This is a genomic window from Shinella sp. M27, assembly GCF_049199905.1.
Taxonomy (GTDB): Bacteria; Pseudomonadota; Alphaproteobacteria; order Rhizobiales; family Rhizobiaceae; genus Shinella.
Genome location: NZ_JBLZPK010000008.1, coordinates 1 through 10,451 on the forward strand (window position 1 = coordinate 1; position 10,451 = coordinate 10,451).

At 63.9% G+C, this 10,451-nt stretch carries 9 protein-coding genes and 1 tRNA gene; 5 read left to right on the forward strand and 5 right to left on the reverse strand.

Going from position 1 to position 10,451, the window contains the following annotated elements; all coding sequences use genetic code 11:
- The 3 genes from ACOZK4_RS02230 to iolG form a co-directional block, all read left to right on the forward strand.
- On the forward strand, nucleotides 1-1,210 hold a 1,210-nt coding region (locus ACOZK4_RS02230; protein WP_421590178.1), incomplete at its 5' end, for a sugar ABC transporter ATP-binding protein.
- 51 nt (nucleotides 1,211-1,261) lie between these two features.
- Complete coding sequence (locus ACOZK4_RS02235; RefSeq protein WP_421590179.1) at nucleotides 1,262-2,281, forward strand: ABC transporter permease; 1,020 nt, start codon at nucleotides 1,262-1,264, stop codon at nucleotides 2,279-2,281.
- Between the two features lie 104 nt (nucleotides 2,282-2,385).
- Nucleotides 2,386-3,378: an inositol 2-dehydrogenase gene (iolG, locus tag ACOZK4_RS02240; RefSeq protein ID WP_421590180.1), complete on the forward strand. Its 993-nt coding sequence runs from the start codon at nucleotides 2,386-2,388 to the stop codon at nucleotides 3,376-3,378.
- A gap of 332 nt (nucleotides 3,379-3,710) precedes the next feature.
- On the opposite strand, the gene ACOZK4_RS02245 is transcribed toward iolG, so the two are convergent.
- The 4 genes from ACOZK4_RS02245 to xylF all read right to left on the reverse strand — a co-directional run bounded on the left by ACOZK4_RS02245 (nucleotide 3,711) and on the right by xylF (nucleotide 7,291).
- A tRNA-Arg gene (locus ACOZK4_RS02245) sits at nucleotides 3,711-3,787 on the reverse strand.
- Between the two features lie 172 nt (nucleotides 3,788-3,959).
- Complete coding sequence (locus ACOZK4_RS02250; RefSeq protein WP_314085727.1) at nucleotides 3,960-4,748, reverse strand: ATP-binding cassette domain-containing protein; 789 nt, start codon at nucleotides 4,746-4,748, stop codon at nucleotides 3,960-3,962.
- 14 nt (nucleotides 4,749-4,762) lie between these two features.
- Nucleotides 4,763-6,076, reverse strand: a complete 1,314-nt coding sequence (locus ACOZK4_RS02255; RefSeq protein ID WP_313524470.1) for a sugar ABC transporter permease — start codon at nucleotides 6,074-6,076, stop codon at nucleotides 4,763-4,765.
- Nucleotides 6,077-6,247: 171 nt separating this feature from the next.
- The gene (gene xylF, locus ACOZK4_RS02260) at nucleotides 6,248-7,291 is read right to left on the reverse strand and encodes a D-xylose ABC transporter substrate-binding protein (protein ID WP_313524468.1); all 1,044 of its coding nucleotides are present in this window, start codon (nucleotides 7,289-7,291) and stop codon (nucleotides 6,248-6,250) included.
- 243 nt (nucleotides 7,292-7,534) lie between these two features.
- Between xylF and ACOZK4_RS02265 the strand changes: the two genes are divergently transcribed.
- Entirely contained in the window at nucleotides 7,535-8,755 is a 1,221-nt protein-coding gene (locus tag ACOZK4_RS02265; protein WP_421590182.1) for an ROK family transcriptional regulator, read from the forward strand.
- 6 nt (nucleotides 8,756-8,761) lie between these two features.
- Here ACOZK4_RS02265 and ACOZK4_RS02270 read toward each other — a convergent pair whose 3' ends face one another.
- Nucleotides 8,762-9,670: an AraC family transcriptional regulator gene (locus ACOZK4_RS02270; RefSeq protein WP_421590183.1), complete on the reverse strand. Its 909-nt coding sequence runs from the start codon at nucleotides 9,668-9,670 to the stop codon at nucleotides 8,762-8,764.
- Between the two features lie 97 nt (nucleotides 9,671-9,767).
- Between ACOZK4_RS02270 and ACOZK4_RS02275 the strand changes: the two genes are divergently transcribed.
- Nucleotides 9,768-10,451: SDR family oxidoreductase (locus tag ACOZK4_RS02275; RefSeq protein ID WP_421590184.1), on the forward strand; the 684-nt coding region annotated here is incomplete at its 3' end.

Here is a 10,451-nt window from a genome sequence, read left to right on the forward strand (position 1 = left end):
CTTCATGACGGTGGCGGAAAACATCTGGATCCGACGCGAACCGAAGACCCGCTTCGGCTTCGTCGATCACGGCGAGATGCGCCGCAAGACGGCGGAACTATTCAAGCGCCTCAACATCGCGATGGACCCGGAAACGCAGGTGCGCGACCTCTCGGTCGCCAACCGCCAGATGGTCGAGATCGCCAAGGCTGTGTCCTATGAGAGCGACGTGCTCATCATGGACGAGCCGACCTCGGCGCTGACCGAGCGCGAGGTGGAGCACCTCTTTACCATCATCCGCGACCTGCGCTCCCAAGGCATCGGCATCGTCTATATCACCCACAAGATGAACGAGCTGTTCGAGATCGCCGACGAATTCTCGGTGTTCCGCGACGGCAAATATATCGGCACCCATGCCTCCACCGACGTGACGCGCGACGACATCATCCGCATGATGGTGGGCCGCGAGATCACCCAGATGTTCCCGAAGGAAGAGGTCCCGATCGGCGACGTCGTGCTCTCGGTGAAGAACCTCACGCTGAAGGGCGTGTTCCACGACGTCTCCTTCGACGTGCGCGCCGGCGAAATCCTCGGCCTTGCCGGCCTTGTCGGCTCCGGCCGCTCGAATGTCGCAGAGACGATCTTCGGCGTGACACCGGCGACCTCGGGCACGATTTCGATCAACGGCAAGCAAGTCAGCATCGACAGCCCGAACACGGCGATCAAGCACCGCATGGCCTTCCTCACGGAAGACCGCAAGGATACCGGCTGTCTTCTGATCCTCGATATTCTCGAGAACATGCAGATCGCTGTCCTCCAGGACAAGTTCGTCAAAAACGGTTTCGTCCAGGAGGTTGCGCTGACCAAGGTCTGCGAGGAGATGAGCAAAAAGCTGCGCGTCAAGACGCCGAACCTGTCGGAGCGCATCGAGAACCTGTCGGGCGGCAACCAGCAGAAGGTGCTGATCGGCCGCTGGCTGCTCACCCGTCCGCGCATCCTCATCCTCGACGAACCGACCCGCGGCATCGATGTCGGCGCCAAGGCGGAAATCCACCGCTTCGTCACCGAACTCGCCCGCGACGGCGTCGCCGTCATCATGATCTCGTCGGAGATGCCGGAGGTTCTCGGCATGAGCGACCGCGTCATGGTCATGCACGAGGGCCGCGTCACCGGCATTCTCGACCGGGCGGAGGCAACGCAGGTCAAGGTGATGGAACTGGCGGCCCAGTGAGAGTGGGCCTGTAAAGATCAGCGCCGCCAAGCGGCCGCAAGGGAGGTAATCATGAGCACGAATTCCGCCGCGCAGGCTCAAGGCGCCGCGCAGAAATCTGCGCGCCGGCTCCCGCCGGAACTCAACATCTTTCTCGTCCTCATCGGCATCGCGCTGGTTTACGAAATCCTCGGCTGGATTTTCGTCGGCCAGAGCTTCCTGATGAACCCGCAGCGCCTGACGATCATCATCCTGCAGGTCTCGGTCATCGGCATCATCGCCGTCGGCGTGACGCAGGTCATCATCACCGGCGGCATCGATCTGTCGTCCGGCTCGGTCGTCGGCATGACGGCGATGTTCACCGCCTCCCTGGCGCAAGCCTCCACCTGGCCCCGCGCGCTCTATCCCTCACTGACGGACATGCCGGTCATCGTGCCGGTCCTGCTCGGCATCGGCGTCGGCCTGCTCGCCGGCTTCATCAACGGCCAGCTCATCGCCAAGACGAAGATCCCGCCCTTCATCGCCACGCTCGGCATGATGGTCTCGGCCCGCGGCATCTCCAAGTGGTACACGAAGGGTCAGCCGGTTTCGGGCCTCACGGAACAGTTCAACTTCATCGGCACCGGCATCTGGCCCGTCGTGATCTTCCTCGTCGTCGCGGTCATCTTCCACATCGCGCTGCGCTACACCCGCTACGGCAAGTTCACCTATGCGATCGGCGCCAATGTGCAGGCCGCCCGCGTCTCGGGTATCAATGTCGAAGCCCATCTGGTGAAGGTCTATGCCATTGCCGGTGCGCTCGCAGGGCTTGCCGGCGTCGTCACCGCCGCCCGCGCCCAGACCGCCCAGGCCGGCATGGGCGTGATGTACGAACTCGACGCCATCGCCGCGACCGTTATTGGCGGCACCTCGCTTGCCGGCGGTGTCGGTCGTATCACCGGTACGGTCATCGGCACTATCATCCTCGGCGTCATGACCTCGGGCTTTACCTTCCTGCGCGTCGATGCTTTCTACCAGGAGATCGTCAAGGGCGTGATCATCGTGGCCGCCGTCGTCGTCGACGTCTACCGCCAGAAGAAGCGCAAGACGTGACCAAACCCTCGCGGTTCGCCGCGGCGCTTTTGCGGGGCGAGCGCATCGCCCCGCCCCTCCTCCCGCATGGTCCCCAAGCGTGCGGCTTATTTGAGAGAATGAAGATGACTGTGAGATTTGGTCTTCTCGGCGCCGGCCGCATCGGCAAGGTCCACGCCAAGGCCGTGACCGGCAATCCCGACGCCGTGCTCGTCGCCGTCGCCGACGCCTTCCCGGCCGCCGCCGACGCCATCGCCAAGCAATATGGCTGCGAAGTCCGCACCATCGAGGCGATCGAAGCCGCCAAGGATATCGACGCCGTCGTGATCTGCACGCCGACCGACACCCATGCCGACCTCATCGAGCGTTTCTCCCGTGCCGGCAAGGCGATCTTCTGCGAAAAGCCGATCGACCTCGACGTTGACCGCGTGCGCGCCTGCATGAAGGTGGTGGAGGAAACCAAGGGCAAATTGATGGTCGGCTTCAACCGCCGTTTCGACCCCCACTTCATGGCCGTCCGCAAGGCCATCGACGACGGCAAGATCGGCGACGTCGAGATGGTCACCATCACCTCCCGCGACCCCGGCGCGCCCCCGGTCGATTACATCAAGCGCTCGGGCGGCATCTTCCGCGACATGACGATCCACGACTTCGACATGGCCCGCTTCCTGCTCGGTGAAGAGGTCGTCTCGGTCTCGGCCACCGCCGCCGTTCTGGTCGATCCTGATATCGGCAAGGCCGGCGACTATGACAGCGTCTCGGTCATCCTGCAGACCAAGTCGGGCAAGCAGGCTGTCATCTCCAATTCGCGCCGCGCCACCTATGGCTACGACCAGCGCATCGAAGTGCACGGCTCCAAGGGCGTCGTCTCCGCCGAAAACCAGCGGCCGGTCTCCATCGAGATCGCCAATGGCGACGGCTACACCCGCCCGCCGCTGCATGATTTCTTCATGACCCGCTACACGGCAGCCTACGCCAACGAGATCGCAGCCTTCGTCGCCGCAATCGAAAAGGGTGCCGCCATCACCCCCTCCGGCGCCGACGGCCTCGCCGCCCTGGCGCTAGCCGACGCCGCCGTGAAATCCGTCGAGGAAAAGCGCCAGATCTCCGTCGCCTGACGGATCAGAGCTCCCAAGGCAACTGGCCGGGCGATGATATCGCCCGGTCTTTTTTGTGAGCAGTTGGCGGGGTGCAAGGTCCTCGCAACCGCCGCCCAGTTCTGCCCGCAAGATGCCCGTTCAAGACGATGAGAAAAGCCGTTTAGTACCGGCCTGTCGCTTTGGTATCACTGGATAATGCACGTACCCGGCCAATCACGGCAGGAGTGTCGCGCACATCCTGTCGTGGAAAGACCGACAGCAATAAGGCCGATAATGACAGCGATCTTTCGAAGCATGGTATTATCCTCACGGATGGCGTGGTCAAAGGCCCGCAAATCGTTGAGAGAAAATGGCGCACCCGACAGGATTCGAACCTGTGACCTTTGGAATCGGAATCCAACACTCTATCCAGCTGAGCTACGGGTGCATCCCAAAGCGATGACTCGCCTGTCCGATGGAAGGGTCTTAGCCCAGGTGCGGGCGGGCTTCAATCGGGAAATTGTTGAAAGAGGCGCTGTTTTTGTTTTGCGAGGGCAGATCCCTGGAAACAAGAGAGCCGCCGGGGATGCCGGCGGCTCGTTTTGGGTCTGGCCGTGCGATCAAGCCGTCTGCATGGCGCCGGGGCCGGGAATGGCCTTGGGCGGCACCTTGCCGAGGATGATCATGCCGAGCACTTCGTCCTTCGTCACGTCTTCGGTGCGGGCGTGGCCGACGACCTGGCCGTTCTTCATGACCGAGACGCGATCCGCGAGGTCGAAGACGTCGTGGATGTCGTGGCTGATCAGGAAGATGCCGATGCCTTCCTTCTTCAGCTGCTTGATCAGCTCGCCGACCTGCGCCGTTTCCTGGGGCCCAAGCGCTGCTGTCGGCTCGTCCATGATCAGGATGCGCGCATTGAAGAGGATGGCGCGGGCGATCGCCACCGACTGCCGCTGGCCGCCGGAGAGCGCCTTCACCGGCTCCTTGAAGCGCTGGAAGTTCGGGTTGAGGCGACCCATCACCTCGCGGGTCTTGGCTTCCATCGCGACGTCGTCGAGCGTACCCCAGGGGGTCCTGAGCTCGCGGCCGAGATAGAGGTTGGCAGCGGCGTCGACATTGTCGGCGACGGCGAGGGTCTGGTAGATCGTCTCGATGCCGTATTTCTTGGCGTCGCGTGGATTGCCGATGTCGGCAGGCTCGCCATTGATCAGGATCTCGCCGCCATCGCGCTTGTAGGCGCCGGAGAGTATCTTGATCAGCGTCGACTTGCCGGCACCGTTGTGACCGAGAAGGGCGACGACCTCGCCGGGATAGAGATCGACCGAGGCATTGTCCACGGCATGGATGCCGCCGAAGGAGATGGAGATGTTCTTCAGCTCCACAAGGGGCGTACGGGTGGTGTCCGTCATTGGTCCAACTCCTCTTACTTGGCGCGAGCCCGGTAGACCGTGTCGAGCCAGACGGCGACGACCAGGACCATACCGACCACGATGCGCTGGAACGGGGTGTCGATGCCGACCAGCACCATGCCCGATTGCAGCGATTGCATGACGAGGGCGCCAAGCATGGCGCCAGCGATTGTGCCCATGCCGCCCGCCAGCGACGTGCCGCCGATCACGGCGGCCGCGATCGTGTAGAGCTCGTCGAGCTCGCCCTGCGCATTGGTCGCGGCATTGAGGCGGGCGGTGGAGATGGCGGCGGCGATGGCGCAGAGAATGCCCATCAGCGCGAAGATCTTGACGGTGACCCAGCGGGTCTTGATGCCGGCAAGTTCCGCTGCCTCGGGGTTACCGCCGAGCGCGAAGACGTAACGGCCGAAGCGCAGGCGCGTCGAGATGAAGGTCATGACTATGCCGACGACGATGGCGATCAGCACCGGCACGGCGATGCCGTGCGGAATGAACAGGCCACCCTCCGGCCAGGCGATGCCGTTGGCATCCGCGAACTTGCGGGCGATGGCGACGGGCCAGGGATAGGAGTTGACGATCAAGACGGCGCCGAGCACCAGCGCGCAGCCGATGGCGACGAGGAAATATTCCGCCCACATCGGGCGCAGCGGAAAGCCGAAGCGCTTGCGTTGCTTGCGGGAGTTGGCAATCGTCGCGACGATGGCCGCGCAGGCGAGCGCGCCGACGATCCAGCTGGCCGTCGCGCCGATCGAACCCTCGGTGCCGCCGCCCATCAGGCGGAAGGTGGCATCCATCGGGGCGACGGTACGGCCGCTGGTGACGAACCAGGTCGCGCCGCGCCAGACGAGCAGGCCGCCGAGCGTGACGATGAAGGAGGGCACGTTGAGGAAGGCGATGATCGAGCCGTGCAGCGCGCCGATCGCGGCACCGAGCAGCAGGCCGCAGGCGAGCGTGACGATCCAGATCGCCGGATGATTGAAGCCGAGCAGCTGCGGCAGGAGTTCTGCCTGCAGCACGCCCATGCTCATGCCGACGAAGCCGAGGATGGAACCGACCGAAAGGTCGATGTTGCGCGTGACGATGACGAGCACCATGCCGGTCGCCATGACGGCGACGGAGGCGGTCTGGACCGAGAGGTTCCAGAGGTTGCGGGGCGTGAGGAACAGGCCGCCGGACAGGATGTTGAAGCCGATCCAGATGATCAGCAGCGCGCCGACCATGCCGAGCAGGCGCGTGTCGATTTCGGTGGCGCGGAAGAAGCGCTTCACCGGGTTCTCGCTTGCCGATCGCGCGCGATTGGCAGATGCGGTCGTCGTGATGTCGGCCATGGTTTGCCGTTCCCCCACTTTTGTTGAACGTGTCGTCCGGGCGTCCAGATCTCTCCGGTCCGAGGATGTGTCGTCGCATCATCCTCCGCCCGCTGCCCATCTTGCGCAAGCGCCGCAACGGAAGCCGCTGCGGCGCTTGTCGATGGTCAGGTCAGTACCGGATGGCGTTCCTCAGTTGCAGGCTGCAACGGAGCCGGCGGCAACACCCTGGCAAGCCGTTTCCTTGGAAATCCAGCCGGCGTCGATGACGACGTTCAGGTTGTCCTTGGTGATCGGCAGCGGTGCGAGGAAGACCGACTTCATCTCGACGCCCTTCGGGCCGCCGTTGAAGGTGGTGACACCTTCGATGTCATCCATGGTCTTGCCGCTGGCGAGCGTGGCTGCGATTTCCGCAGCGCGCTTGCCGAGTTCACGGCTATCCTTCCAGACCGAGACGGTCTGGGTGCCGAGAGCGACGCGGTTCAGCGCGGCGTGGTCGGCGTCCTGGCCCGAGACCGGGACGGAGCCGGCAAGGCCCTGTGCCGTGAGTGCCGCGATCGCGCCGCCGGCCGTGCCGTCGTTGGACGCGACGACAGCGTCGACCTTGTTGTCGTTCGCCGTCAGGAACTGTTCCATGTTCTTCTGGGCGTTTTCCGGCTTCCAGCCGTCGGTATAGGCTTCACCAACGTTCTTGATCTTGCCGGCGTCGATCGCTTCCTTAAGCACTTCCTGCTGACCAGCGAAGAGGAAGTCGGCGTTCGGGTCGGACGACGAGCCCTTGATGAAGACGTAGTTGCCTTCCGGCTTCACCTTGAACACTTCGCGGGCCTGCATGCGGCCGACTTCCTTGTTGTCGAAGGTGATGTAGAAGGCAGCCGGGTTTTCGATCAGGCGGTCGTAGCCGACGACCGGAATGCCTTCAGCGGCCGCCTTTTCGATGGCCGGGCCGATGGCTTCCGAATCCTGGGCGAGAACAATGATGGCATTGGCGCCCTGGGCGATCAGCGACTCGACGTCGGTCAGCTGCTTGGCGGCAGAAGACTGGGCGTCAGCGGAAATGTACTTGTCGCCGGAGGCTTCGAGAGCGGCCTTGATGGCAGCTTCGTCGGTTTTCCAGCGCTCTTCCTGGAAGTTCGACCAGGAAACGCCGACCGTGAGATCCTTGGCGTGCGCAATACCGGAATGCAGGGAAACGATGATGGCAGCCCCTGCCATCAGCTTGAAAACGGACTTCATATTATCCTCCCAAGTGAACACCGGCCGCCTGGACGAACCTCCCGCCCAATCAACGGCCAGCCACGATAACACTGTCTTGATGCTCCTCCCGGTGTGCCGGGACTTTTTTCTCGACAGTCGAGAAAATAAATGTCAGAACTTTTCCAGGCTGTCAACATGGCTTTAAAGGCCTTGAATGACAGCGTGACTGATGCTTTGGGAGGGGCATGGGTTGCAGCCTGTGAAAGCGAGCGGAAACAACAGATGCTGGTGAAATCGAGCACGGAGCTTGTGCGTCAGCAGAACAGCGCGCTCGTGCTTGCCTCGCTGCGCCGGCACGGCCCCCTTGCCCACACGGATATGTCCCAGCACACCGGCCTCGCCTCGGCGACGATCTCGGCGATCACCGCTGAACTGGAAAAGGCAGAGGTGCTGGAACGGCGCGAGCAGCAGGCGTCGGTCTCGCGCGGCCGGCCACGCGTCATCTTCGGCCAACGGCGCGATGCCGGTTATCTCGTCACCGTGCGCATCTCCTCCGACGTCGTGCAATATTCGCTGGCCGATTATGGCGGCACGCTGCTCGACCGGTTCGAGGAACCGCGCAACCACGCCGACACCGCCACCCAGCCCTTCGCGGACGCCTTCGTGGCGGCGCTGGAAAAACTGGTGGCGCGCTCGCGCATCACGCGGGAGCGGGTTCTCGTCGTCTCGATCAGCAGCAAGGGATTGGTCGATCCGGCAGCGGCAAAACTTGTCTGGTCTCCGGTCTTTGGCGCGCAGCAGGTGGATTTCGCCGCCCTGCTCGCACCGCACTGGCAGGCGAAGATCCTCATCAGCAACGAGACGCTGCTCGTCGCCCATGCCATGGCGCTGCGCATGGAAAAGGCTGATGTGAAGAACCTCCAGGCGGTCGCAGCCCTGTCGCTCGGCCACAGCATCGGGCTTGGCATCGCCCGCTTCGAACGCACCGGCGAGCTGACCGTCACCGCCCCCAATTTCGGGCACATGCTGAATTCGTCGGATGGCAAGCTGTGTCGCTGCGGCTCGCAGGGCTGCATCGAGGCCTCCGCCGGTTTTTACGGCATCCTGCGCACCGCCTTCGAAGTGCCGCCGGATACGATCCCGGCGAAATTCGTGCCGCTTGCCGAAATGGACAAGATCGCGCTGCGCGCCCGCCAGGGCCACCGCATGTCGGAATATGCCTTCCGCCAGGCCGGGCTTGCGCTCGGCCAGGGCCTGTCGCGCATGGTGAGCCTCTACGAGAACATGCCTATCGCCATCACGGGTCCCGGCACGCGCTATTTCGATCTCCTCCAGCGCGGCCTCGAAGAGGGGCTTGCCCAGTCGCAGCAGGTGCGCCTCTTCGGTGCGCCGCCTATAACAGTCGTTCCCGAGGAGGCGACGCTGGTGCTGGAAGGCCATCTCGACCGGGCGCTGGCCGAGATGGACCACGACATCATCGCGGCGCGGACGGCAGGCGACTGACCGGCTTCACACGCGCAGCGCGCCCTGTTTGGCATAGCGCCCCGGCGGCTGGCCGACATGGCGGGTAAAGGCGGTGCTGAAGGTGCTAGCCGAGCCATAGCCGACGCGCTCGGCAACCTCGGCGATATCGGCCTCCCGGCGGCGCAGAAGGTCCTTGGCGAGCGCCATTCGCCAGCCCATGAGATATTCCATCGGCGCCACGCCGACATGGCGCGAGAAGCGCTCGAAGAACGAGGAGCGGGAGAGTGCCGAGGCCTTGGCAAGCTCGGCCATCGTCCAGGCGCGGGCGGGGTCGCCATGCATCTGACGCAGGGATTCGGCCAGGCGCGCGTCGCCGAGCCCACGCAGCAGGCCGGCCGGCGCATCCCGCGACGGCACCAGCCGCAGTGCCTCGACCAGCACGATTTCGACCAGCCGCGTGAGCACGAGATCGCGGCCGGGCCGATCCGAAGCCGCCTCCTCGATCAGCAGCCCGACCAAAGGCGATAGCCGCTCGACGCCACGGACATGCACCTGCCCCGGCAAAAGCGAGACCAGCAGCCCGGAATCCTCGCCCTCAAAGATGAAATAGCCGCCGAGAATGCGAACGTCCGGCGGCCCATCCTGACTTCCATGGCGAACTTCGCCGGCCGCCAGCGCGGCAGCATGCGGATCGATGACCTGCGGCCGGACCGGCTCGAAACCCGTCATCGTAAAACCCGGTGTCTTCGGTAGGAGGACAAAATCCCCGCCCTGAAGCATCAATTCGGGCTGCCCATCCACAGCGAGGCGGCAGGCGCCCTCGATCACGATGGCAAAACTCGGATGGCCGAAATCCGTATAACGCACACCCCAGCGCCCTGCCCCGCTGATGCCCTTGGTGAACACCGCCTGGGGACGCAGCAGTCCGATGATTTCGGAGAGTGGATCGACCATTTTCGGACTTTAGCAAACAAAATATGGATCATCAATCGTATTTAGTCCGGATACGACGCGCTAGATTGGGATCATCAACACAACAGGAAATAATCCCATGAACACCATCCTGATCACCGGCACCTCATCCGGCTACGGCCTTGAAACGGCCCGCCACTTCCTCGCACGCAACTGGACCGTCATCGCGACCATGCGCACGCCGCGCGCGGATATCCTGCCGCCCTCGCCCAACCTGCGCATCCTGCCGCTCGACGTGACGGACGCGGCAAGCATCGCGATGGCCATCGACGCCGCCGGCCCGATCGATGCGCTCGTCAACAATGCCGGCATCGGCGTCGTCGGCGCCTTCGAGGCGACGCCGATGGCGCATATCCGCAAGGTCTTCGAGGCCAACACCTTCGGCACCATGGCTATGGTGCAGGCGGTCATCCCGCTGATGCGGGCACGCCGGTCTGGCGTCATCGTCAACGTCACATCAAGCGTGGCGCTGGCGCCGATGCCGCTTGCCGCCGCCTATACGGCGAGCAAGCAGGCGATCGAAGGCTTTACCGGCTCGCTTGCCCATGAACTCGCGCATTTCGGCATCCGCGCCAAGCTCGTCGAACCCGGCTACGCGCCGACCACGCGGTTCGCCCAGAACAGCTCCGTCAAGGTCGAGGACCTGATCCCGGAGGCCTACGCCGATTTCGCCGCTCCCATCTTCGCGCAGTTTGCCAAGCCCGTGCTGACCACGAAGGAGACGGATGTCGCCGAAGCCGTCTGGGCGGCCGTCAACGACACC

Excerpts from the sequence above, each read along its gene's own strand:
- ACOZK4_RS02265 (WP_421590182.1), top strand. The coding sequence starts at position 7,535 with ATGCTGGTGAAATCGAGCACGGAGCTTGTGCGTCAGCAGAACAGCGCG.
- xylF (WP_313524468.1), bottom strand. The coding sequence starts at position 7,291 with ATGAAGTCCGTTTTCAAGCTGATGGCAGGGGCTGCCATCATCGTTTCC.
- ACOZK4_RS02255 (WP_313524470.1), bottom strand. The coding sequence starts at position 6,076 with ATGGCCGACATCACGACGACCGCATCTGCCAATCGCGCGCGATCGGCA.
- ACOZK4_RS02235 (WP_421590179.1), top strand. The coding sequence starts at position 1,262 with ATGAGCACGAATTCCGCCGCGCAGGCTCAAGGCGCCGCGCAGAAATCT.
- ACOZK4_RS02270 (WP_421590183.1), bottom strand. The coding sequence starts at position 9,670 with ATGGTCGATCCACTCTCCGAAATCATCGGACTGCTGCGTCCCCAGGCG.
- iolG (WP_421590180.1), top strand. The coding sequence starts at position 2,386 with ATGACTGTGAGATTTGGTCTTCTCGGCGCCGGCCGCATCGGCAAGGTC.
- ACOZK4_RS02250 (WP_314085727.1), bottom strand. The coding sequence starts at position 4,748 with ATGACGGACACCACCCGTACGCCCCTTGTGGAGCTGAAGAACATCTCC.